Source organism: Nitrospira sp. (assembly GCA_024760525.1).
Classification (GTDB): Bacteria; Nitrospirota; Nitrospiria; order Nitrospirales; family Nitrospiraceae; genus Nitrospira_D.
Window position 1 is genome coordinate 2,318,481 of sequence record CP060499.1, and the last position, 24,571, is coordinate 2,343,051.

21 protein-coding genes are annotated in these 24,571 nt (G+C 55.5%); 2 read left to right on the forward strand and 19 right to left on the reverse strand.

Annotation, left to right across the window (positions count from 1 at the left end; translation table 11 throughout):
• Positions 1-3: 3 nt before the first annotated feature.
• From nuoL to H8K04_10850, 12 genes are all read right to left on the reverse strand, one after another.
• Complete coding sequence (gene nuoL / locus H8K04_10795; GenBank protein UVT14348.1) at positions 4-1,893, reverse strand: NADH-quinone oxidoreductase subunit L; 1,890 nt, start codon at positions 1,891-1,893, stop codon at positions 4-6.
• A 138-nt stretch (positions 1,894-2,031) separates the two neighbouring features.
• Complete coding sequence (nuoK, locus tag H8K04_10800) at positions 2,032-2,331, reverse strand: NADH-quinone oxidoreductase subunit NuoK (protein UVT14349.1); 300 nt, start codon at positions 2,329-2,331, stop codon at positions 2,032-2,034.
• The gene (gene nuoJ / locus H8K04_10805; GenBank protein ID UVT14350.1) at positions 2,331-2,828 is read right to left on the reverse strand and encodes an NADH-quinone oxidoreductase subunit J; all 498 of its coding nucleotides are present in this window, start codon (positions 2,826-2,828) and stop codon (positions 2,331-2,333) included. Before nuoJ ends, nuoK begins: the two co-directional genes overlap by 1 nt.
• 50 nt (positions 2,829-2,878) lie before the next feature.
• Entirely contained in the window at positions 2,879-3,421 is a 543-nt protein-coding gene (gene nuoI, locus H8K04_10810; protein UVT14351.1) for an NADH-quinone oxidoreductase subunit NuoI, read from the reverse strand.
• A 78-nt stretch (positions 3,422-3,499) separates the two neighbouring features.
• Positions 3,500-4,453 (reverse strand): NADH-quinone oxidoreductase subunit NuoH, encoded by a 954-nt coding sequence (nuoH, locus tag H8K04_10815; GenBank protein UVT17952.1) that lies wholly within the window; start codon positions 4,451-4,453, stop codon positions 3,500-3,502.
• A complete protein-coding gene (gene nuoG / locus H8K04_10820; protein ID UVT14352.1) occupies positions 4,453-7,212 on the reverse strand; it encodes an NADH-quinone oxidoreductase subunit NuoG in 2,760 nt (919 codons plus the stop codon). Before nuoG ends, nuoH begins: the two co-directional genes overlap by 1 nt.
• Positions 7,213-7,216: 4 nt before the next feature.
• Positions 7,217-8,521 carry an SLBB domain-containing protein gene (locus H8K04_10825; GenBank protein UVT14353.1) on the reverse strand — a complete coding sequence of 435 codons (1,305 nt, stop codon included), beginning with the start codon at positions 8,519-8,521 and terminating at the stop codon, positions 7,217-7,219.
• An 82-nt stretch (positions 8,522-8,603) separates the two neighbouring features.
• Positions 8,604-9,068 carry an NADH-quinone oxidoreductase subunit NuoE gene (nuoE, locus tag H8K04_10830; GenBank protein ID UVT14354.1) on the reverse strand — a complete coding sequence of 155 codons (465 nt, stop codon included), beginning with the start codon at positions 9,066-9,068 and terminating at the stop codon, positions 8,604-8,606.
• A gap of 74 nt (positions 9,069-9,142) precedes the next feature.
• Positions 9,143-10,912, reverse strand: a complete 1,770-nt coding sequence (gene nuoC, locus H8K04_10835; protein ID UVT17953.1) for an NADH-quinone oxidoreductase subunit C/D — start codon at positions 10,910-10,912, stop codon at positions 9,143-9,145.
• A gap of 26 nt (positions 10,913-10,938) precedes the next feature.
• Complete coding sequence (locus H8K04_10840) at positions 10,939-11,667, reverse strand: NADH-quinone oxidoreductase subunit B (GenBank protein ID UVT14355.1); 729 nt, start codon at positions 11,665-11,667, stop codon at positions 10,939-10,941.
• Positions 11,630-12,094, reverse strand: coding sequence for an NADH-quinone oxidoreductase subunit A (gene ndhC, locus H8K04_10845; GenBank protein UVT14356.1), 465 nt, complete (start codon positions 12,092-12,094; stop codon positions 11,630-11,632). The genes H8K04_10840 and ndhC overlap by 38 nt, the downstream gene beginning before the upstream one ends.
• Before the next feature lie 284 nt (positions 12,095-12,378).
• Positions 12,379-15,006, reverse strand: coding sequence for a CBS domain-containing protein (locus H8K04_10850; protein ID UVT14357.1), 2,628 nt, complete (start codon positions 15,004-15,006; stop codon positions 12,379-12,381).
• 283 nt (positions 15,007-15,289) lie between these two features.
• Between H8K04_10850 and H8K04_10855 the strand changes: the two genes are divergently transcribed.
• Positions 15,290-15,667: a hypothetical protein gene (locus H8K04_10855; GenBank protein ID UVT14358.1), complete on the forward strand. Its 378-nt coding sequence runs from the start codon at positions 15,290-15,292 to the stop codon at positions 15,665-15,667.
• Between the two features lie 155 nt (positions 15,668-15,822).
• Here H8K04_10855 and H8K04_10860 read toward each other — a convergent pair whose 3' ends face one another.
• The 4 genes from H8K04_10860 to H8K04_10875 all read right to left on the reverse strand — a co-directional run bounded on the left by H8K04_10860 (position 15,823) and on the right by H8K04_10875 (position 20,157).
• Complete coding sequence (locus H8K04_10860) at positions 15,823-16,917, reverse strand: beta-propeller fold lactonase family protein (protein ID UVT14359.1); 1,095 nt, start codon at positions 16,915-16,917, stop codon at positions 15,823-15,825.
• Positions 16,918-17,038: 121 nt separating this feature from the next.
• The gene (locus H8K04_10865; GenBank protein ID UVT14360.1) at positions 17,039-17,731 is read right to left on the reverse strand and encodes a sigma-70 family RNA polymerase sigma factor; all 693 of its coding nucleotides are present in this window, start codon (positions 17,729-17,731) and stop codon (positions 17,039-17,041) included.
• A 145-nt stretch (positions 17,732-17,876) separates the two neighbouring features.
• Entirely contained in the window at positions 17,877-19,406 is a 1,530-nt protein-coding gene (locus H8K04_10870) for a HAMP domain-containing protein (protein ID UVT14361.1), read from the reverse strand.
• A gap of 4 nt (positions 19,407-19,410) precedes the next feature.
• Positions 19,411-20,157 carry a response regulator transcription factor gene (locus H8K04_10875; protein ID UVT14362.1) on the reverse strand — a complete coding sequence of 249 codons (747 nt, stop codon included), beginning with the start codon at positions 20,155-20,157 and terminating at the stop codon, positions 19,411-19,413.
• Positions 20,158-20,543: 386 nt separating this feature from the next.
• On the opposite strand from H8K04_10875, the gene H8K04_10880 reads away from it, so the two are divergent.
• The gene (locus H8K04_10880; protein ID UVT14363.1) at positions 20,544-21,188 is read left to right on the forward strand and encodes a molybdopterin-dependent oxidoreductase; all 645 of its coding nucleotides are present in this window, start codon (positions 20,544-20,546) and stop codon (positions 21,186-21,188) included.
• Positions 21,189-21,191: 3 nt separating this feature from the next.
• On the opposite strand, the gene H8K04_10885 is transcribed toward H8K04_10880, so the two are convergent.
• The 3 genes from H8K04_10885 to H8K04_10895 are packed head-to-tail and all read right to left on the reverse strand — an operon-like array spanning position 21,192 to position 24,561.
• Positions 21,192-21,527: a YdbL family protein gene (locus H8K04_10885; GenBank protein UVT14364.1), complete on the reverse strand. Its 336-nt coding sequence runs from the start codon at positions 21,525-21,527 to the stop codon at positions 21,192-21,194.
• Positions 21,528-21,541: 14 nt separating this feature from the next.
• The gene (locus H8K04_10890) at positions 21,542-21,751 is read right to left on the reverse strand and encodes a YnbE family lipoprotein (GenBank protein UVT14365.1); all 210 of its coding nucleotides are present in this window, start codon (positions 21,749-21,751) and stop codon (positions 21,542-21,544) included.
• A gap of 17 nt (positions 21,752-21,768) precedes the next feature.
• Positions 21,769-24,561 (reverse strand): YdbH domain-containing protein, encoded by a 2,793-nt coding sequence (locus tag H8K04_10895; protein ID UVT14366.1) that lies wholly within the window; start codon positions 24,559-24,561, stop codon positions 21,769-21,771.
• Positions 24,562-24,571: the final 10 nt, after the last annotated feature.

A 24,571-nucleotide genomic window follows, 5' to 3' on the forward strand; every position in this document is an offset into this window, starting at 1 on the left:
CATTCACATTGCAAAGAGACCGATTAACATCAGTGTCCCAACGGCAATGGTGGCGGCATACCACCGGACATGCCCCGTCTGAGTGTGACTCATCCAGCCATGACAGGATGCAGCGCCGACGGCCAGCCACTCATACCCGCGATCGAGAATATCACCTGGATGTCTGGTCAAGGAGCACCATGGTCGCACAAACATGCGATCATACAGACGATCGAACCCCCACCCTCCTTGCAGCAAGGTCACCGAAGGTCGATCCTTGGATTGATCTGACCATCGCGCAGGAAAGAGGGCGCCAGGCAGGAACAGGAGAGCGGCCAACCCAATCCCGAGCAGTGCCGCGACGGTCACGGCAATCTGTTCACGAGCTTCATGTGATTCATCCATGCCAGGAAGCAGCTCCATCGCTGGAAGCGCGTGCGACAAGTAGTCGCTGAACAGGGTCACATTCCCCAGCGTGTGAGGCATCTCGAGAAAACCAACGGTGAGCGCAAGGAAGGCCAGTACCACCAGAGGCACACGCATGGCCAAACCTGGTTCGCCGGTCGGCTGCGTGCGGACCTCACCAAAAAACACCCGAAAGATCAGCCGGAAGCTGTAGAGGCCGGTCAGCAGCGCCCCGAATAAGGCCCCAAACCAGATCCACCGATGGCTTAAGGGTGAGGACCAGGCAGACCACAAGATCCAGTCTTTGCTGTAAAACCCTGACGTAATGAGAGGAACGCCTGACATAGCCGCGGCTCCGATCAAGAATGTCCAAAAGGTCCAGGGCAGATGCCGCCGAAGTCCGCCCATCCGGAAAATGTCCTGTTCATGATGAAGACTGTGGATGACTGATCCAGCTGCAAGGAAGAGCAGGGCTTTGAAGCACGAATGGGTCAGAAAATGAAAGAGCGCGGCTGACCAGGCGCCGACACCGAGCGCCAGAAACATATAGCCGATCTGGCTCATCGTCGAATACGCGAGCACCCGCTTGATGTCGTGTTGAACCAGCGCGCTCGTCGCAGCAAGCAGCAACGTGGCCAGGCCGAGCACCGCGATGATCTCTTGCACCAACGGGGCGAGCGTAAACAGATGATGCATGCGGGCAATGAGGTAGACTCCTGCCGTCACCATCGTGGCCGCATGAATCAGCGCGCTCACCGGCGTGGGGCCGGCCATTGCGTCCGGCAACCACACTTGGAGCGGCAATTGCGCCGACTTCCCGACCGCCCCGATCAAGAAGAGCACCGCCACGATCATGGCAAGGTTTGACCCAACCGGCCACGCCTCTGTCGCAAGGCTCTGGACCTGTTGGATCGACAAGGTTTTGAATTGCGTGAAGAGGATAAATAGCCCGATGGCAAACGCAGTGTCTCCGATGCGAGTGACGATAAAGGCCTTCTGCGCGGCAGTGCCGTATTCTGGTTCGCGATACCAAAACCCGATCAAGAGGTAGCTGCAGAGTCCCACCCCTTCCCAGCCCAGATAGAGCAGAAGGAGATTGTCCGCCAGTACCAGCGTCAGCATGGCGGCCACGAACAGATTCATATAAGCAAAAAACCTGGCGTATCCCTCATCGTCAGCCATGTACTCGGCGGAGTACAGATGGATCAAAAATCCGATGCCGGTGATCACCGCCACCATCAAGAGTGACAGCGCATCCAGGTACCAGGAAATGCCGACCGTCATCCCGGACGTATCGATCCAATTCCACAACGTTTGATGGTAAGACTCACGACCTGGAAAGATCGGGAGAAAATCCGCGGCGACAAGCGCAGTGGTCACGGCTGCTGTCCCCACTGAACCACAACCGACCCACGCAACCTGCGACCGAGATAAACGCCCTCCGGACAGCGCCAGCACCAGAAAACCGGCGAGCGGAAGTGCTGGAATCAGCCAAATCAAGTTGATCATCTCGTCTCTCGTCGTATGTGAATCCCGCTAGAAAATGTTTCGTGCCCCGAGTTTCCTGTTTCGAGCCGGATAAAGCACACCATGAGACCAGAAACTCGAAACAGAAACCCTTTGTCCCTCGATCGATCGTTCACATGCTCACCCTCTCATCTCGCAGAATGCATCGGCGTCCAATGTTCGAAACCGATGTGACAACTGCAGCACAATCCCCAGTGCCACAGAGACCTCAGCCGCCGCCAGGGTAAGGATGAACAGGAACATGATCTCGCCATCGACTTGTCCCCAACGGGCCCCCCCGGCAATGAACGCGAGAGCGGCGGCGTTCAACATGATTTCGAGCGACAGGAGCATGTACAGGATGTTCCGACGACTCAATAAACCGATCAATCCAAGACCGAACAGCATGATGGACAACACGAGGGCAGGCGTGCTCAACATCAACGAGCCTCTTTCGAGTGACGGCGCCCCAGGTGATAGGCGCCGATCAACCCAGGCAGCAACAGCATGGAAGCCAATTCCACCCCAATGATATAGGGTCCATAGAGGGCGATAGAGATACCTTTCTGTCTGGTCTCTGTGGCAACAATCGGGGTATGGTCCCCGGCCGCAATGAGGTATCCCACCTCCCCCAGGAGGATCAAGGCCAGGATGCTGGGTCCCACCCATGCGCCGGGCGTGAGCCAGGTCCGTTCCTGTTCAACCGCGAGCGGCCCCAAAAGCATCACGACAAAAATGAAGAGCACCATGATGGCACCGCCGTAAATGATGATTTCGAGCGCCGCGGCAAACTGCGCGCCGAGCAAATAGAAAATCAGTGCCAACGCGATCAGCGCCACGACCAGGTAGAGGAGCGCGTGGACCGCATGCACATGCGTGATGACACGCACCGTCGCAAGGAGAGTGACGGCGGCGGCGATGTAGAAAAGAATTTCCATAGTCTAAGAGTGAAGGCCGAGGAAAACGAGGCTTCGTGCTCAGCACTTCTTCAGGGCATCAAACTTTTTACATCCACCGGTGGAAGCTCGTGTTCGCCTTGCCCCTTGTCTTTGTCGCGTGTCTTCACGCCGGCCACTCGATAAAAGTTATAGTCGGGATACTTGCCGGTCCCGCTGATGAGGAGGTCTTCCTTCTCGTAGATCAGGTTCCGGCGTGCATACTCACTCTGTTCGAAATCGGGGATAAGTTGGATCGCATTGGTCGGACAGGCTTCCTCGCACATGCCACAATAGATGCACCGCGAAAAGTTGATCCGGAAGAAAGCAGGATAGCGACGTTCCTGAGCTTCTGGATTGTCCGCGGCCTGAAGCGCAATACAATCGACAGGACATGCCGCAGAGCAGAGATAGCAGGCGACACAGCGCTCTTCTCCGTCCGGATCTCTGGTGAGGACGATCCGCCCACGCCAGCGTGGGGGCAAATAGGGTCGCTCTTCTGGATACTGAACGGTGACCGGCTTCGCAAAGGTCCGTTTAAAGACGATCCATAACCCCACGACCAGATTACGGGCATATATCCATGTGCTCTTCATACGTACGGCTGCTCTACAAGTTTGGTTTCTCTTCGCACCAGACCCGATCGATCATGACTGCGGCATGGTGAGTTCCTGTTATCCGGCCCTCCACAACACCACTCCTCCGGTCACCAAGAGATTGATCAACGCGAGCGGCATCACAACCTTCCAGCCGAATGTCAGTAGCTGATCAAAGCGGAATCGTGGCCAGGTTGCCCGAATGAGGATGATCAGGACGATGAAGAAGGCCATCTTCAAGGCAAACCACACCACCGGCGGCAACCAGGGTCCGTGCCAACCGCCAAAGAAGAGGATCACGGTCATGGCCGAGAGGAGGATGACACTGAGGTATTCGCCGACAAAAAACATCCCGAATTTCATCCCGCTGTACTCCGAGTGGTACCCGGCGACCAGCTCGGCTTCAGCCTCAGGCATATCGAACGGGGTGCGATGCGCTTCAGCCAATCCCGCCATAAAGAACCCGAGAAACCCGAGAAATTGAGGAATCACGAACCATTGATGCCGTTGTGCGTCGACGATGTCACTCAGATTGAATGATCCAGCCAAGAGCACCGCGCCCATCAGCGACAACCCCATGAACACTTCGTAGCTCAATAACTGCGCGATAGCCCGAAGACTGCCGAGAAACGCGAATTTGTTGTTGGAAGCCCAGCCTCCAATAATGACACTGTAGGCGGCGAGGCTCGACATGGCCAAAAAGAACATGACGCCCATATTGAGATCGGCGACGACAAAGCTGGGAGCAATCGGCACTATGGCAAACGACATGAGTGCGGTGATCACCACGATGGCCGGCGTGATCACGAAGACCGCCTTATCGGCGAAAGGCGGAACCCAGTCTTCTTTCGTGAAGATCTTGATCATATCCGCCAGGGATTGCAGGCACCCGCCTGGCCCCAACCGGTTCGGGCCGTATCGTTCTTGCCAGACCCCTAGCAATCGACGTTCGACCCAGATCAACATCCCAGCCAAGGTCAGTCCACCACCAAGCATGACGGTGATGGTGAGTGCGGTGTGGCTCCAATCGATCATGCCACCCTCCGCCTTTGGTCGGTCTGGATCGCCTCAAACAGATCGACCTGAGTCGGCACGCTGACGCTGGGTATCTCAGACCCACTGAAGAGGCCTGCCGTACCCACCGGGGTCGAAGGATCAAGGCGCACAGCAAGCCGGTATGACGTCTCCTGCACCACCAGATCGATCGTACTGTTCTCCTCTAGGCTCAGCCGCACTCCATCTGATGGATGCAAGGACAGGAACGGGTGGGACATCCGTTCGACGATCGCCGGAGAGCGATTACTGAGTTCGTCGCTCCCGAACACGGCGAACCGCGGAAGGAGCAACCATTGACGGGAGGCCGGCTGAAACGCACGTGGAATGGCAGTAAACCAACCGGGTGCCTTCGTCACGACTGGCTCAAGGAGCCGAACCCCCGGCATTTCGTCACGCAACGGTCCGCCGACTTCATCCTGATAGGTATTCACGGCCTGGATAGAATTCCAGCCGGGAGCCCAGAATTGGGAAATAAGCGGTGAGGGAAGCGGTCCTCTGTACCCCTCCATCGTAAATCCGAGCGGTGAATCTGGGTCGACAGGGGGGGACGGTTCATGGATGGTCAGATGAGAGATCAGGGATGTGCGCCCACTACATCGCTCAGACTGCCTGGGAACTTTTTGACCCACCAGACGAAAACTTGCAGGGGGTGCGACCTCTCCGATTCGTTCCAGCTCAGGGGCAACCGCCGCCGTTGCGGAAACCGCATCGTCGAGGTTGCGCCAGGTCGCTACTCCGGATCCGGTGCCAGTCTCCTGTGAGGTCGCACGAGCAAGGTCGCTCAGCCACCGCCAACTCTCTTTGACATCATCGTCCGGGACAAACACCCGGTAGCACCGCTGGGCTCGCCCTTCTTGATTCACGAGTGTCCCATCGGATTCCGGGCCTGTAGCGGCCGGAAGGAGCACGTCGGCTCGCGCCGTTGTGCGATGCTCAAGGGAATCGATCACAATGACTGTTTGGGCGGTATCCAAGAAGGCGTCGATCTTCGCCTGCTCCGCGCGTCGGTACAGGTCGTTCTCCAGCACAATCACGGTATCGGCCTTTCCCTGACTGATCGTGTCGAACGCGTCATTCAGGCTTCTGCCACCGAGCAATGCGAGACCCGCACTATTACACTCCGGAAGAACGAAACTGAGCCGAGGCTGTTTTCCTTGTCGGTGCAAGGCCCACGCGATATTGGCCGCCGCTTCTATCGTCGCCTGAGAGCCGCTTCCCGTACCGGTAATGATCAGCGGCCGCTGAGCATGAGTGAGTGCCTCGGCAATGCGCTGAGCGAGGTTGCGGACGTCGTCGGTGAGATCCGAGACGATCGGCGCATCGGGTCCGATTGTTTCAGCCACCGCGAACCCCAGTCGTGCGACGTCCGCTGGTGCGGCGAAATAGCTGTCTGTTGCGTGCTCATGCAACCACGTCCGCCGATGCCCGGCCATGAAGAGGGGTCCTCGCTGATTCTGCACCGCATTGCGCACTGCGGCCTCATCCCACCGGGGAATCTTCAACTCCTCGACTCGTTCCATCGGCTGTTGTCGGACTGATTGCAGAAGGGCCAGCGCTAATCGGGGCGCATGATTCAAGAGATCTTCGCCCAGGACGAGGACGGCGTCTGATTGTTCTGCATCGTGAATGGACGCGGAAGGCACCGGTCCGGTCCGAAGAATGGAGAGAATGCCGGACAGAAGCCGGTGTTCCTGTTCGTGGACGCCGAGAAAAAACTGTTGTGATCCGACCAAGGAGCGAAGCGCCGCATTTGCTTCGATTGAGGCACGAGGCGAACCAATGCCGACGATCCCACGGGCACGCCGTAAACGCTCTCCAATAGTTTCGAGAACCTGCGACACTCCCTCCGGCTGCGCCGGCTTGGCCCGATCGAGTGCTGGCCGTAAAAGGACTCGCTTGATGCGCTTGTCGCTATTGACATACTCATATCCAAACCGCCCGCGATCGCACAAAAAGTACCCATTCACCTGGCTGTTAAACCGATTGGTGATCCGACGCAGCAGGCCAGATCGCTCGCCTGCGGTCGTATTGCAGCCAAGGCTGCAGTGTGGACAAATCGATTGGGCTGATTGCAAATCCCACTTCCGCGTATAGTGATGGAAGAAGGTTTTGTCGGTGAAAACTCCGGTCGGACAAACCTCCACAAGATTACCGCTGAATTCATTCTCTAAGGTGCCATCCTGTTCCCGACCAAAGTAGAGGGCGTCATGCGCCCCGAATACATTGAGATCTCGTCCACCGGCATAGTCTCGGTAATATCGTACGCAGCGGAAGCATTGGATACACCGATTCATTTCATGGCGAATGAATGGGCCGAGGGCCTGATTGCGATGCGTCCGTTTTGGGAAGCTGTATCGACGGTAGACATGTCCGGTCAAGACCGTCATATCTTGCAAATGACACTCCCCTCCTTCGTCACACACAGGACAATCGTGCGGATGGTTCACCATCAGCCACTCAATGACCGACGCACGAAAGGCTTTGGCCTCTGGATCATCAATTGAGATGCGAGTGCCGTTGGCTGCCGGCGTCATGCAAGACATCACCAGCCGACCAGACTGATCACGATCGTCTTTGAACTGTTTGACCGCGCACTGGCGGCATGCTCCAACTGACCCCATCGCCGGATGCCAGCAGAAATAGGGCACGTTCAACCCATGCCCGAGGCATGCGGCGAGCACATTCTGCCGCTCATCGACCGTATACGACTTGTTATCGACGATAATGGTCGCCATACAATTAAACTAAGACTCTCAGTTGCGCTGACTTGTTACTCCAGGGGCATCGCCCTAAGCTGATGTGCTGTTCAAAGTCGTCGCGAAAGTATTTCAACGCCGATTGCAGGGGGGCCATCGCACCAGGTGCGAGACCGCAGAACGTATGACCGGGAGCAAGCCACTTCGTATGCATGTCTAGGAGTGCCAAATCGTCCTTGGTGGCGCCTCCTTCCTCGAACGACCGGAGGAGTCGAGCGACCCACGGCAACCCTTCCCGACAAGGCGTACACCAGCCACAGGACTCACGGGCAAAGAACTTCTCTAGATTCAGCACAAACCCAACCGGACAGGTGTGGTCATCCAGGACGATCATGGTCGCAGTGCCAAGACGACCGACCTCAGGCGGGATCGACGAAAAATCCAACGGGAGATCGAGGTGCTCCTCGGTCATGAACGAAGTGGATATGCCGCCAGGCAATAGGCCTCGAAAGTGAACACCATCAGCCATTCCCCCGGCATATCGTTCCAGAACCTCACGCGCAGTGGTGCCGAGTGGCAATTCCCACCATCCAGGATTGGTGACGCGCCCACTGATGCCATAGATCTTCGTGCCACCGTCCCGAGTACGACTCAAGCTGTGATACCAGTCGGAGCCGTGGCTCACGATATGCGGAAGGTTGTAGAGGGTCTCGACGTTCTGCACGATGGTCGGTTTCCCCCATAAGCCGACCGTTTGCGGAAAGGGAGGTTTTGCGCGGGGAACGGCTCGCTTCCCTTCCAGTGCATTGATCAACGCGGTTTCTTCGCCACAGATATACCGGCCGGCGCTGGAATGGAGATGGAGGTCAAAACGAAACCCCGTCCCAGGGAGGGGCTTGCCGAGATACCCTGCCGCATAGGCTTCGGCAATCGCTTGGGTCAGACGCTGGGCAGATAAATGGTATTCCCCACGCAGAAAAATGTAGCCGATCTCCGCGTCGATGGCATAGCCGGCGAGGATCATCCCTTCGATCAGGCCATGAGGGTCTCCCTCCATCAGCACACGATCCTTAAACGTGCCCGGTTCCATTTCATCGCCATTGGCCACGATATACTTTGGTTTCGGCGCATCGGGGCCCATCGGGACGAAGCTCCACTTTGTGCCGGTGAGAAACCCGCCACCGCCCCTGCCGCGCAATCCCGCTTCGGTCACCAGTCGCTGCACGTCCTTGGGCGCCAACCCGGCAGCGAGCCGTTGAACGCAGCGATATCCACCATCCTTCACGTATTCGTGTAGCGACCGCGTGGTGCCATCCGCATGAATGTATTGAGTGAGTGGTCGTTCCATCTTCACAATACTAGGTTGAGGTTAAGACCAAGAATTTAACGAACCTACTCAACCTCAACTATAAACTCAGCTTTTGCCTGTCTTATTTGTATTTCTCCACGATCTGTCCGATCTTTTCGGGGGTCACGTCGCCATACACATCCTGATCGATCATCAGGGCCGGTGCCCGTTCACACTGTCCTAAACACGCAATGGGCAACACGGTCAGACGCCCGTCCGGCGATGTCTGTCCCAGATCCACTTCATAGAGTGTTTTGATCTGCTCCTGCACTTGCTCGCACCCCTTGATCCAACAACTGATGCTGTCGCATACGAAGGCCACATGCCGACCGACGGGTTTCCGAAACACGAGATTGTAGAATGTCGCGATGCTATCCAGATCCTCAGCCGTGATCTCGAGAAATTGCGCAATCTCTAGGAGCGTGTCATCCGAGATCCAGCCACGCCGTCGCTGGATGGTCAGCAGGGCATCGATGGCAGCTCCCCGTTTGTCAGGGTAATGCGTGACAGCGTCTTCAAGTTCTCGTCGTTCAGCGTCTGACAGCATATGGCTGAATCCTGCGTGCTGAGTTATGAGGTTTGGCGCCCGTCGGCTTCATGCTCAGCACTGAGCACTGTGCTTCAGCGATCCACATCGGATAACACATAGTCCACGCTTCCAAGGACGGCCAAGAGATCTGATAACAATTCTCCACGCGCCATCAGTGGCACCATCTGAATGTGGGCGAACGAGGGGGTCCGAATTCTCGTCCTGTACGAGAGCTGCGACCCATCACTCGTCAAGTAATAACTGGTCTGGCCTTTTGACGATTCTGTGGGAACTTCTGCTTCACCCGGGGGAAGCACCGGCCCCCAACTCACCCCGACAAAATGATTGATCAGCGTTTCGATGTCCCGCATCGTGTGTGTCTTCAACGGTGGCGTCGCGAGTGGATCGAGTGATGTATAGGGACCGGACGGCATGGCGTTGAGACACTGACGAATGATCGCCAGCGACTGGCGCAACTCCAAGACATGCACCACTGCTCGGTCATAACAATCACCATTTGAAGCGGTTGGAACTTCAAAGTCGAACTGGTCATAGCCGGAGTACGGGCGGGCTTTGCGCAAATCCCACGGCAAGCCGCAGGCTCGCAACATGGGGCCGGTGGCACCCCACGCAATGGCGTCATCGAGGGACACGGCCCCGATCCCGACGGTCCGTTGCTTGAGAATCGGATTGTCCATCACGAGGCGCTCATAGTCATCGAGTCGGCTTGGAAACCACTCGACGAACTGTTTGACCAGTGTGTCCCATCCCATGGGAAGATCCCGTGCGACCCCACCGATCCGGAGCCAATTTGGATGCATACGGCCGCCACAAATGGCTTCGGCGATCGCAAGAATTCGCTCTCGATCGTTGAACATGTAAAAGACCGGTGACAAGGCGCCAATGTCCGCCGCAAAGGTCCCATACCAGACGAGATGACTGGCGATTCGATAGAGTTCGGACATCATGACTCGGATGACTTGCGCCCGTGGTGGCACGGTAACCCCCGCCAATCGTTCGACCGAGAGACAATATGGCATTTCATTCAGCACACCTTGGAGGTAGTCCACGCGGTCGGTGTAGGGGATGAAGGAATGCCAGGTTTGCCGTTCAGCGATCTTTTCCTGGGAACGATGGTGAAAACCGATATCCGGGACGATATTGATGATTTCCTCACCCGCGAGTTGCGCCACAAGTCGGAGCACGCCGTGCGTGCCGGTATGTGCCGGGCCGAGGTTGATGAACATATAGTCGAAGTCGGAGTCGTGATCGTGGTGGGTTCTGGCTAACCCCCAGTCCTCGGGCTTGAATTGCAACGCCTCCTGGGTCATGACCAGCTTGTCCGGCGGCAGTTGGAACTGCCCGATTTCCGTCGCACGCGAGGGATGATCCTTGCGAAGTGGATACCCTTCCCACCACGAAGGCATGAGGAGCCGGCGCAGAAATGGGTGTCCGTCGAAACGTATCCCAAACATGTCGAAGATTTCTCGTTCATACCAATCGGCGTTTGGCCACAGATCTCTGCTCGACGGCAGAGAGAGTGGCTCACCATCGAGCGCCACCTTGATGCGGAGTGATTGGTTCCGATCAAAGGAAAAGAGGTGGTAGAACACGGTAAAGGTTCCGATTGGCAATCCATCATAATGGCGGCGGAGCCGTTCGTCTGTCGCACTCAGATCGAACAGCATGGGAAACGGACGAGGCAGTTCAGCTTTGACATAGCGGAGAACTTCACAAAGCCGGTGTTTCTCGACCCAGATCGTCGGTATCTCATCCTTGGTGGCTTGCACGGCAGTCAGATATCCTTCCGAACCGAAGTGCGTCATGAGCTCCGCAACCAGTCCAGTTTGTTCACCGATCATGGTGTGCAGGGCCGAGGATCGTGGAGTCATGACTTGCCTTTCGAACGGCCGTCCGGCTCCCCTGCAAAGTGAGGGGAGAGAAGATCGGTCCGAGGGAGCACATCGATCCCCGGATATTCGCGCTGACTCATCCGCTCGGCTCGTTTTGCGTCCCGCATCGAGGGCATAATGGGTCTCTGAACTTCCTGTGGACCGAAGTGCCAGCTCAAGGGTCGGCGCTCTGATCCCACCATGTTCTGGAGGAGCAGCAGACATTCCATAAAAGCATGTGGCGGCGGCGGACATCCCGGCATATACACGTCCACAGGAATGAATTTATCGACGCCTTGCACGACAGAGTAGGCGTCAAACATGCCTCCGGAGTTCGAGCAGGACCCCATCGAAATCACCCAACGCGGCTCCAGCATCTGTTCATAGAGCTGCTTGATGACGGGAGCTACCTTCATAAACACCGTGCCCGACACGACCAGCACATCGGCCTGCCGCGGTGAACCGCGTACGACTTCTGCGCCAAACCGAGACACGTCGTAGACACTGGTCAAACTCGTCGCCATTTCGACGAAACAGCACGACAAACCGAAGTTCAACGGCCAGAGTGAATTCTTCCGTCCCCAGGCCAGAAGATCCTGAAGCTTCGCAAAGAGGACCGAGTCACCAACGACAGAGGTCAACGAGCCATCGCCGCCATCGGTAATCCGCACACCCTCCAGTCGTCCGTTACGCCACTCGGTCATCGTAGAGCTCCGTTGACTCATTCATGCGTGGCGGCTGCTCATGACGAACCCGCGGACCTTGAGACTGTGCATGCCAGTCGAGCGCTCCGGTGAGCCACAAATAGGCAAGGGATGCCAAAAGAATGCTGACGAAGATCGTCACTTCAATAAAGCCAAGCCAACCGGTCTCCGGTACCGCGACGGCCCAGGCATAGAGGTACGCCGCCTCCACATCGAAAATGACGAAGAACATGGCGATCAAGTAATATTGCACCGGTGGACGGACTTGGGCGTTGCCAGTCGGCCGAATCCCACATTCATAGGGGATGTCCGTTGCGCTGTCGGAGCGGCGCTCAGTCTTTTTCCAGTGGCGCTCGCCAAGCAAGGGCGGGAGTCCCAGCATGACGGCGATCACCAGGCCGACACATATCCCGTAGACACAAATCTGCCAAATAGCGTCATCGACCATGGCAACAGTAAATGATGTAATTATGATAACTATAGTCTTCCTAACTTGTGGATATCATGTTGAGTTCGGTTTGGCTCCCAAAAATGAAAATTCGGCAATCGTTGACGGGAACATTACTGCGAACAGTGGGGAGAGAATTAGTGGAGAAACTATTCCTGCGGGTACTCGTCGGTTCTAGGTGCGCAGGCTCGCAGGCTGTTGAGCAAGTTCTCCTGCGTGCACCATTCCATACTTCGCATGCTTGGTCCGATTTTTCCGATACTTCAAACGGTTCGCTTTTGGTCTCAACCTACCTGTTGAACCAGCTGTCGTTCCTCTGCCTCTGTCTTCACCTCCCCGTTCAGACGCGCGTCAAGCAACCGGTCGAGAATCTTCTTGAACTGCGGACCCGGCTTAAGTCCCATGGCCTTCAACTCAGTACCGGTCAGCACCGGCTTCACGTGTTGATAGGTGGTGAGGTACGCTGACACCTGCCGCTTGACCGTTTCTCCTTTGCTCTTGGCCATGAGGCTCAAGAGCGTTTCATCACACAGTCCTGACAGAAGATGATAGACGTCCGCCGGCTTTGGCGGCGGTTTTCTTCCAAGCCGGCGAAGTACCGCATGGCTACCCGTCCGGGATGTCTTGAGGCACCTGGCTTCCAATTCGGAAAATGGGAAACGCTTGAGAGTGTCCAGAACGGGGCGTTCCGGCAAGACTTCCAGTAGCGCCATGAAATACACCAACCACACGTCCATCTTTCGATCGAGAAACAGCAGCCGATACCAGTCAACCGCCTGATCTACGGCATCGAGCAGCGACTCCAAGCGGCTGGACCACACTAACTTAGGATGGATGAACTTGAGCAAGTCGAGGTCGGCCAGTCGCTTCAGAGCCTGTTTTGGTTCACGCTCTCCTAACAGCAATTTCAGTTCTTCCAGCAGACGGTGACCGGATAATCGTTGAAACAGATTCATCTTGACGGCGCCGGCGATCAACGCCGCGGTATCCTTGCCTAAATGAAATCCGAACCGGGATTCAAATCGCACAGCCCGAAACACTCGGGTCGGATCTTCGACAAAACTCAGCCCGTGCAAGACTCGGATGACCTTGTCATTCAGATCTCGTTGACCCCCGTAGAAATCCAAGACATCGCCAAAACCTTTTGTGTTCAAGCGGATGGCCAACGCGTTCATGGTGAAATCCCGGCGGTACAGATCTTTCTTGATTGAACTTTGCTCAACCGTCGGCAAGGCGGTGGGATACTCATAATATTCTGTCCTGGCGGTGGCCAGATCGAGCTTGAATTCATCCGGCAGGAGAAGGATCGCCGTGCCGAATCGCTCATGCACCTTCACACGGGCATGCATCATTTCACCGAGTTTTCTGGCAAATGAGATTCCATCCCCCTCCACGACGAGATCCAGATCGAGGTTCTCGATCCCCAGTAACAGATCTCTGACGCAGCCGCCGACGGCGTACAGCGACACATTGCAACGGTCAGCGAGGCGCCCTGCTTCGTTGAGAAGCGCTACGACGTGCTTCGGCATGCGGTTTTGAAGCAATCCCGTCACGTTACGATGGGCTCTTCCGGTGAGATGCTCTGATGGATTAGGCACAGCATGCCTACCGGCAAACTTGAGAACATCCTCGTGCATTACTCTCAGCAAGTCCGTCCTGGTAATGACCCCCACGATCTTCGTCCCTCCGAGAACAGGGACGAACCGTTGATTCCGTTCGATCATGGCAACTTCAACGTCATGAAACGGCGTGTCCGGCTCTGCCGTATAGGCATCAGTCTGCATGATGTCTTGAACGGGAGCTTTCCCGAGCCGGTGAAACTCGGCTTTTTGAATCAGCTCACGGCTCACTATCCCTATGAAGTGATCATTCTCATCGAGAACCGGGAAGACATTGATTCCATATTTCGTCATCCGCTGCCCGGCGGCTGCAATCGTCGTTCTCATTCCAATGCATTTCACCGGCATCGTCATCACGTCGCGCGCCAACAGCGTAGGCCGATAGCGGGTCGTCAACAATTCGACAAGACGTTCTTTGACTTCTGAGAGCGGTCGTCCTTTGACTGTCGCGGCGGCTGCGACGGCATGGCCGCCGCCTCCAAATTCCCGGGCGATCCATCCCACGTCGATTTCTGGACGGCGGCTTCGTCCGATCACCTGCACCCGGTCTTCCATCATCACGGCGACAATGACGGCATCGACGCCCTGCATTTCGGCAAGCAGGTGTACGACTCCGGCCGCTTCACCGCGGCGGCGATCGATGGCGCTCGTCGCGATCAGAACTTTTCGCCCCTCGAGGTAATGGACGTCGCTGTGCTCCAACAAATCGTTCATGAGTGCGACGGTATCGGGATCCAGCGGACGGCGAAGGGTGTCCAGCACGACGTTCAAGTCTGCACCCGTTTCGAGCAGGAACGCCCCGGCTTCAAGATCTCGGGGAGTCGTGGAGCCGAAGCCGAACGAGCCGGTTTCTTCGTAGAGACCCAGCGCGATCACGGTCGCTTCGAATGGTGACACCGCGACGCGGCGCTGACGTAACTGCTCAACCAGTAACGTCGTCGTGGCGCCGACCGGTTGGACGACGGACAAAAGAGAGCGGCCGTTACATATGGATTGGGCTTCAACATGATGATCGAACACCACCACCTCTACCGATGGATTGTCGATGCAAGATTTCAGCGCACCGATTCGATCAGGATCCTGAGTGTCGACCAATATGAGTCTGGAAATCTGAGAGAAGTCGATCGATTGCAGTTTACTGAGTCCCAGATCGTGAGCGGCAAGAAACGTGCGGACTGTCTCCTGAGCTCCGGCCGGCAATATCAGCTTGGCGTCCGGAAAGAGTTTGCGGGCGGCAACCATCGAGGCCAGGCCGTCGAAATCCGCATTGCTGTGCGTGGCGATCACATCCATGCCGGCATTCTAGCAGGGTCTTTCTCTACACGAAATGCCGCCTTGAATCACGGCTGGAAGGAGAGAAGGCAGAAAAGCACCGTGGCGCCCCACGATAACCGCTGCTCAGATCTGCACAGCGACGTGCCGTTTTTTTTCCACCTCTGAGAGACTATCCGCTGGTTCATCCGGGTGGATTTGTAACCCACGGAACTAGCCGGTCTTTTTTGCGCATCACGTCCGGCACATGCTTTGCTGCATAAAACCCTCCAGTCTGAATGATTCTTTATCCTGGAGGTGCCCGATGACAGAACATCGTAGGAATACCATGATGGTCACCTTGGGAGGGCTGGCCGCTATTGCATTGGTCACACCATCTCCCTCCACAGCGGGTTCAAAGAATGAGAAGAAATCCCCTCCTCATTCCATCTCGTCGTCAGCAGAAACCTCTATATCTTCCGGCGCAAACCATTCCGACCTCAAGCCAGGTCCGGCATGGAAGACAATCGGAGGCACTGTCAAGAATATTGCCGGGGACGTCTATACAGTCGAGGACTACGATGGGAACCGGGTTCAGCTCTATGTGAGCCGTGAAACCAAGCAGTTGCGAGGTCATAAGAAAGTTGGTGATCCGGTTCGCGCCGAAATCACCCAGAGCGGATTCGCTAACTCCATTCAATAGTCACTGCCCATAAAGCCCCTTCGCCATCACGAGGTCAGCTTAGATCAAGCTGATCTCGTGATCTAGGATGATTGTCGTACGCTCACGCATTTTCTGACAGCCTACGCCACGAGTACCGGAGCTGCTTCGTCATAGACCTCTTCGCCCAAGATCGATTACTGAGCCACAAGGCCGTTCACCCCTGCGGGCAGACCAGAAACGCTGGTCAGGAACGTAAGTTCCCCACTACCGCGATCGACACGAAACGCCTCGATAGAACGTGCGGTCGCATTGAGAACATAGAGGAGTTTACTGTTTCTGTTCAATGCCATATCGATTGGGGCGGCTCCTGTAGAAGCAGCTACAGCCATGAGTAAGGTAAGAGTCCCGTCTCGCCCGATGCGATAACTCGAAATGTTGTTGCTGCCGGTGTTACTTGTGTAGGCGATCTTGCCGTTCTTGGTAATCACAATCCAGCAGGCCGCCGATTGAAAATCGGGAACTGAATCGCTACGAAGCGTCAACGCACTATTTTTCAACGTATATGAAGAGACTGCGCTGGCATTAGCTGTTCCACCGAATGCCTCGCTCACGATGAGGACTCCTCGTTTATTGAAAGAGAATCCAAATGGGGTGACGCCAGACGAAGGTTGTGAGACTGGCCCAGCCGCGACACCATCTTCACCCACTGTGTACGTATCGATGATCTGGGTGGCTTTTTCTGTCACCACCAAGGTGTCTCCATCGGGATTAAACTCGATTTGTGCCGGCGCCGTGGCCGGGCCGCTGAGCGAACGAGTCGATCCAGGGATCAGCTTCAACGTATGACGGCTCGTCAACATAAATCCAGTAATATTGCCCGTTCCGCCCGCATTCAACACATAGACCCATTCCTCATGAACTGCAACGCTGATGGGACGCACACCACCAGAGCTCACTTTATCCGTGAGTGTTAGGCCATGATCATGAACATGGAATACCGACACCTCGTCGCTTCCCGCATTGACGACAAAGAGCGTCTCCCCATCATCACTGAGCACGATGGCGCCTTGATTCCCCAGACCGCCTCCTGATCCGGCGCCCTGAGTGGGGAAGCTCCCAATCGGAATCAGTGTGTCGCTATGCTGTTCAAACGCCAAGACGGCATTGCCGGATGGGGCATTCGACATGGTATACACCATCTGCCCTTTCTGACCGGCCCAGGCACTGCCAATCACCCCTCCGGTCAACGCTAGTGCGAGTGTCATCACACCTATGAAACGTGTTCTCACGCTCTACCTCCTTTGGTTGTTGAGTAGGTCAGAAGATCGCAGCCCACATCATAGGCATGAGATCTCACAAAACGTTCACGCGCTGCTCACATCTTGGGCACATTCGAAAAGTAAGTCGGCGTCATTCACATGTGGTTTGAATGGCCAATCTGACTCGCTCGCGAGCCCGGTGTAACCGCACATAGAGGTTGGCTTCAGAGACATGCAGCCGCGTGCAGACTTCTTTCGTGTCTATTCCATCCACATCACGAAGAATCAAAACTTGCTTAAGAGTCACCGGCAAGGCATCAATGGCCTGTTGCATACAATCCATTATCCGTTTTGACAGCAGAAGCTGTTCGGGAGTCCGCTCATCCCATGGATGAGGATAATATGCACAGGATCCGGCCCACGTTCTGCTCGGGCAGAAACGCGAAGGATCGATCGGCTCATCACCATAGCGGTCATATGATTCACAGTGCGAGAAGGCTCTCTGGCGTTTCTCGCGCACCCCTCGATCCTTGGCCTTGTGGATCAGAATCCCGCAGATCCAGCCGAAGAGAGAGGATCGGCCCTCAAACCCATTCAGGCGTGTAATCACTGTTACCCACGTATCCTGCACGACTTCCTCTGCCATGTCTTGATCGACGACATATCGCATCGCGATGCGGATAAGCCTTGCATGCTGATGCGTCACGAACTGACCGAAGGCCTCCTCTTCGCCAAGCCGAAGTCTCGGAAGCAGCTTTTCTTCGATGTCCATAAAGGTGAGAGGCTTGCCTACTTGCGCATTCTGACGAGTCGATACGGCACGATCCCTGATTTTGGCATTCATGACCAACCTCCGAATGCATCTACAACGACCCGGAACAACTATCGCCGGAACTGGTCACGGAATCTTCACAAAATCATGACATCTTGATCACGCACGCCGGAGAAAAGCCGGGAGCAAGGTGCGGCCAAGAGACGATGTGGGGCGATCAGGCAGAGTGAGAAGAATCCACTAATTCGATGGAAGGTTGCGCAACGGACAGACAAAAGGTGAAGGTCGTCCCTCTATTTACGACACTCTGAGCCTCGATGGAGCTTCCGTGAAGCTCCAGTATCCGTTTGGTAATCGCGAGACCAAGCCCTGCCCCCGTCGTTCTGCCCCGTTGCCCGTTGCCAACCCGATAGTATCGATCAAAAATATGCGGGAGATCTTCTGGAGGTATTCCGCAGCCGGTATCCATCACGTTGGTCATGATCTTTTCGTTCACACCCTTTAGGCCAACCGTGACGGTGCCATGTGCCGGAGTGTATCGAATGGCGTTCTCGATGAGGTTTTCAAGGACTCGCTCAATGAGTCCGATATCAGCGACGACACATGGAAGATCGGCCTGCATCTCTGTGTGGAGCGTCACCTCCTTCTTCTCTGCAACAAACGTCAGCTTTTGGACAACATCTTGTACGAGTTCGCTGAGAGAAAATGCTTCAATGCGAGGGCGCATCTCTTGAGAGCTCAATTTTGCCAGTTCAAACAGCTCACCAATCAATTTTCCTAATTGTTCACTGTGCGCAGCGGCAATTCCAAGATATTTCCGTTGTTCCTGTGGAGACAGCGTTCCTTCCTTCAAAAGCAGAGTCTCGAGATACCCCTGAAGAGATGTCAACGGCGTGCGAAGATCGTGCGAGACATTGGCGACCAATTCGCGTCGCAACTGATCGGTCTGTTTGAGCTGCCCCACCTGCTGCTGGATGCGATCTGACATATGTGCAAAGGTCGCCCCTAACACGTCTATTTCATCTCTTCGCTCGGCAGTCGTTCGCTGTAGGTGAAGCCGGTACGGCAAATCTGACGGTTCGGAAAAGTCGCCACGCTTAAAGGTCTCCATCGCCAAGGTGAGCAGTCTGAGTCGTCGAGTCAACAGCTTGAACATGAGGAGGGTGGTCAACAGTGCAAACAGGAGAATTGCGGCGACAGCCCATGCGCTCACGCGGAGAATGTAACTGCCCTCCAGCATCTGTGCGACTGACTCAAACTCCTCCCCACCTAGAATAACGTACAGATAGCCTTCGATGTCGCCGCTTAACGTTTGTACGGGGAACGCGGAAAAGATCTTCTTGCGGCTGAGATCTCGCGGGTCGTCACCCAGGATTGGGAAGTCTTCAATCCTTGACAAAAACCGTTCAATTGGTTCGAGAGAGACACGTTGTCGCTTCACTTTTCCAGCAGGAGCTGAAAAAGTCAGGATCGACCCCTGACCATCAAGCAGATAGACTTCGATACTGGGATTGATCACCATGAGACTATGAAAGATCTCCTTGAGCGCTGCCTCATTTACCTGTCCTTCCTGCATGAGGATCTTTTCAGACACAATGCGTTCAGCCAAGGCCTGATTGAGCTTCTGATTCACTTCTTGGAAATACAGCCGGGTCGCATAAAGAGTCAGCAGTATGGACCCAGCACCTATGAGGCAAAACAGCCCGATGAGGACGGTGGCCAGCTTCCCGTACAGCGTTGTGAACATTCGGCTACTCGTGTCGGTGTTCCTCGGTAAAACTATAGCCGATGCCCCAGACCGTCAAAATGTACCGAGGACGGTTCGTATCACGCTCGATTTTGGCTCTCAACCGATTGATATGGGAATTCACGGTGTGTTCGTAGCCCGCGTGTGCATACCCCCATACCAAATCGAGCAGTTGAGAACGGGTATACACACGGCCTGGGTGTCGGGCGAACTGCAATAAGAGATCGAACTCTTTCGCCGTCAGGTCTATCGCTTTGCCGCACAGCGTGACTTTGCGCTTCTCGGCATCAATCACGAGACCTCCGGCACAAATCGGCTTTTGCTGATCCTGAACCACCGGCGCCCGAAGCACCTCTACGCGGCGGAACAAGGCTTTCACCCGAGCGAGAAGTTCACGAATGCTGAAAGGCTTGGTCAGATAATCGTCTGCACCGACCTCCAGACCCAGTACGCGATCTAACTCCGTCGACTTGGCGGTCAACATTAGGATAGGCGTGTAATTTAGTCTGGTTCGCAGAGTTTGACATACGTCCAACCCGTCCATCCCCGGGAGCATCAGATCGAGGACAATCAAGTCATAGGCTTTGGAGAGCGCGTGTTTGCAGCCGGTCGCGCCGTCCGGCGCCACATGCACATCATATCCTACGTCATACAGATGGAGCTCCAAGAGACGCGCAATGTCTCGGTCATCTTCAATCACGAGAATGGTTCGAGGCTTTGCACTTTGCCGATGTGGTGCTTCGTCTACCATGATCGCCAGAATAACAGGCGATTGTCACAAAAGCATCACGGATGAGTGGTGCTGATGAGCGGAGACAACTACGAGCCTAGGCAAGCACCGGCTGAAGGATCAGACACGGACAGCTTATTGGGCTACTTTTTCAAAAAGGATGTCATCGCGATGCCAACGGCGATGGAAATCTTGCCTAGAATTGAACTGTTCGTCTCACTCTGATTCGAAAGCGAGGTCGTCATAATGACGTTGTCGTGTATCATGGTGGCGCCCTCTTTGTCCTATCAATGAGATATGCTGTCATATTATGAGTCAGGCGAGGGTGTATAGTCTTACGTGGTTCGGTCAGAAATGAGTTGTCAGACCTGCGTCAATTCCCGTAGTCTGCCTCTCAGGAGGCCACCATGGATGAACCGAGCAGGCTAACGAAGACCAAAGAGCAATGGGCCAGGGCTCGGCGAGGCGGAGAAGAACGTGAAGTGTTCTATGAAGGAGACGAACGTCTCCCCCCCGGCCAACACCTCGTCGAGAACTTCCCCGTGTTGGATCTTGGGTTCAAACCCGAGATCCTGTTGAATGAATGGAAGCTCAGCATTGGTGGATTTGTCACCACACCTGTCGCATGGACATGGGAGCAGTTTTCAGCCCAGCCTCCATTCAAGGACCGATCGGACTTTCACTGCGTCACGTCATGGAGCCGATATGACAACGATTGGGAAGGGGTCAGTTTCAAACACCTCATATCTGTCGTGAAACCGCTGTCGCTGGCGCGGTTTGTTCTCTTCAGGTCATACGATGACTACACGACGAATTTACCGCTCGATGTCTGTGACGACGCCGATGTGCTGTTGGCCCACAGCTGGAACGGTAAACCACTCTCCCGAGACCATGGCGGGCCCGTACGCGTGATCGTCCCCAAACGCTATGCCTGGAAGGGCGCGAAGTGGGTGAAGGAGATTACGTTTTCAGATCGGGATGAAAAAGGGTTTTGGGAAGTGCGTGGGTATTCCAACACCGCATTGCCGTGGCAAAACGATCGCTATGGGTAGCGATCATCTCTTGATCCAGCCGCCTGGTCCTTCGACAAAGTTTCCCGGTCTGGTGTTCTGGATGGCTTTCTCTCCTGCCAGCGATTCAACTGATTGGACGTTGGTCCGGTTTCGTTTTGCGATATCCTCATAGGCTCGCCGACGTTTCTGATTCACGTCTTCGAGCAACGCCCGGGCCTCCGCATCGGGAGGGATGACCGCCCCCAAGTAACCGTTGGCCTTCTCCCCCACCAAACCTTTCATTTTGGCTTCCTCCAAGGATAGCGCCAAGCCGGAGGATTCAGCCATGAACCAGGTAGCCAACGCACATAACACGAGCACCAGACGACGTCTGAACATTTGTTCCCCCACAGCTAAAATAATCCGCTCTCATTCGACAAGACCTGATCCAATTCTTTGTCCACTTTCACACGGATCTCATGATCAATTTTCACATTGAGATTGATCGTAATCGGCTTCTCCGGCGCCGTCACTTCGACCCGTGGGGTACAGGCGCCCATCATGACCAGCAGAGTCACCCACGTCACGAGCGCGACGCTTATCCGTACCACCTCACTCAGCATGGTCAGCCTCATGATGATCATAATCGTTTGTATTTTTTCTCGATTGTGCCTTGAATATCGTCCACCAAGCGAAGGCTTTTCAGAAGAGTGGGAATATGTTCCTGCACGGTCAAATTGAAATGAATCGGCGGTGTCGTCTTCAGATCCGGATTTCTGCCTTCCACCCGCGCGATCAGATCCAACATTCCGTTCTCGCCGTATCTCATCCCCACGCGCAACACGCTGTAATGAAAGTTATTGAGGGCATGAGCTACCAGCCGGAGTTGGCTGTCAGACTCTGAAAGCATCTTCGATGACTCCGGTGGTGACACATATTTTATGACCCCACCGGGAGGTTGTGCCTCGACCACTCCGTCCTTCATGATGACCCCGCCACCGGAGGTGATCGTCACAGGAAGCGTCCCGTTCAACGTTCCCGTTCCGTGGAGCCCTTTTTGTTGCTCCACACTGAGAATTTTGGCCAGATCGAGACTCCTTAGAGAAAAGGTCGCCCCAAAGGGAGGTCTGGCCACGTCTCCGACTGGCCCAAGACTTGCGACAGTGCCTCCGAAGACCTCGCACTGAAAGTCGTTCACGTCAACGACCGGCCGCTCTTCCGCCAACTTCCATCTCATCTGAAACGAGGCTGCGAGGTTGGTGACTTCAACCCCGCTCTGTATCGAGGTCACGAAAATGGGAGCCGGTTGGGTCGTGGCAATCGACTCCAGTCCCGACGCGTGTAATTCCATCGCGGTGCTAAAGCCCCTTACAATATGATCATAATAGAAGCCCGACAGCTTTTCGGCCACAACCCTCGCCGTCGCCGACGTTAATTTCATTCCATTGATCGGGTCGCCGAAGCTGCCGGACCAGGCCGCATCGAAGCGAACGGTGAACGCCCCATCGATGAGATCGGTCGCGGGAGGTAGGCCCATCATGATCTTACTGAGTCGCCGCTCGGCCCCATTGAACGTCAGAGGACCAATGGCGCCATGCAGAACCCCTTGAGCCGCCTGCAACGGTTGCTCGATTCTGGCTGTCATAAGCCCTTCTTGCACGGGAGTATTGACGCGAAGGTCGGCCTTGATGCCGGTCTGGCCAGCCGTGAAACTGACGACCCAATCACTCGTGGAGGGACCCCCAAAACCTGTATCCGGACTCACTCCATTCACCGACAATGTCCCATGGGTGGTCCAAGCAGTTCCTGCGGTCTCGAGTTCCTGAACTCTGAGAAGACCTTGTCCGACATGAACGTTCCACCCGTTGATTCTCATCGTCGGGGCGCGCACCGTTGCGATCATCGGTCCCCCGTTGCAACGAATCGCTGTCAGATCGCATTCCACTGTCAGCGGCTCCGATAGATGCAATGTCAGGGTTGAAATATGCGTCGTGCCGCGTCCGATCTGTTTGGCCGTCACCGAGGATGACGGCGACAGAACTCCCTGCACATGTGTCCGGGCCAGTTTCACCGTCCCTCGGACTCCTCCCATCGCTTCTTTGGCCGAAAGGAATTCGGTGACTGCTTTCGGGAGGATGCCCTCCAGATCGTAGGCCCCCTCGGCCAACACCAGCTCATTGCCGAGACCTTCGGCGCGGGTCGTTTCAAACTGTGCAACGAGCGGTCCCGGTGTCCGCCCGTAGGTCACATGTAGTGGCCCTTGCGCCACCATGCGTACCGGCGCTTCCGTCCAATATAAGGTCCCCTGCACGGGTTTCCTATTTTCGATCCGCACCGGTTGATCACCGCCGGGGAGAATCAATCGAACCACTTCTGGAATGATACGCGGTTGGGTATTAATCGTGGCCGTGAGCAGAACACCGGGGCTCAATGCCCACTCGACCTGTTTCGCATTACCTCCGAACGTCCCCTCATAGGCCACGGCGATGTCCTTGGCCACACCCTTCAAAGCCGGAAGCGTGGCAATGACTCGCATATTGCCGTCCAAATGCGTGTGTTCGTCTTCCCATAACGAACTCAACGTCGCTTCCGCCGCGGCGTTCCCGGCCCAATCTATCGCCACCTGTCCCGTGACCTTCTCCAATTCGGGACCGATAGGAACAAGAAGCGCAATAAAGGGGGCCAGTTCTTGCACATTAATCTGAAGATTTCCATTGACTTGAATCTGCGAGCCGTTTGGATGCGCCTGGGACTGCCATGACACAATGGGTGCTGCTTGAGGCCGTTGGGATGCCAAGGTGGCCGACCAAGTACTTGCGGAATTCCCGACCACGGCGAGGCCGTAGGAGGCCGTATCGCGTCCCCTGAACGACAAGTGACCTCCCAACTCTCCGCCTCGATAGGTGAGACTCCCTTCTATCGTCACTTTGCGGAGCGGTCCTGTCGCCTGTTCACGAAAAATGGTGAGATGATCGAGTTGTAACTCATCGAACGGAAGAATCGGCAGGCTCCGCAAGAGATCGCCCGCGGTCAACAAGCTCCACGGTGATTCTTCGTCATCGACGCGATCGTCGGCCCTGCTGTCCTTCTGAGTTGGACCTGTCGACGGAACGTTCAGCACATGGACCGCAGCGTCTCGAAGCACAATATGACTCACACGACCTTGGAGCAACTGAGTCAGATCATATTGGATCTCCGCATCCGTCAGGGAGACCATCAATCGTTCTTCACCCAAATCCTGTTGAAACGAAATGACCGGGATGCGCATCCGGTTCCAGCCCGGATAGCCGAGTTGAAGGATGACGTTGCTGTATCCATGCTGGCGAAGGCCTCGCGTCAATAGATAGGAGACACTCAGCGGCAGCAGTAAATAGCTGCTAAAGAGCGCCACCAGTCCGAGCAGCACAACTACTTGATACCGTTGAGTCAGCATGGTTTTCCTG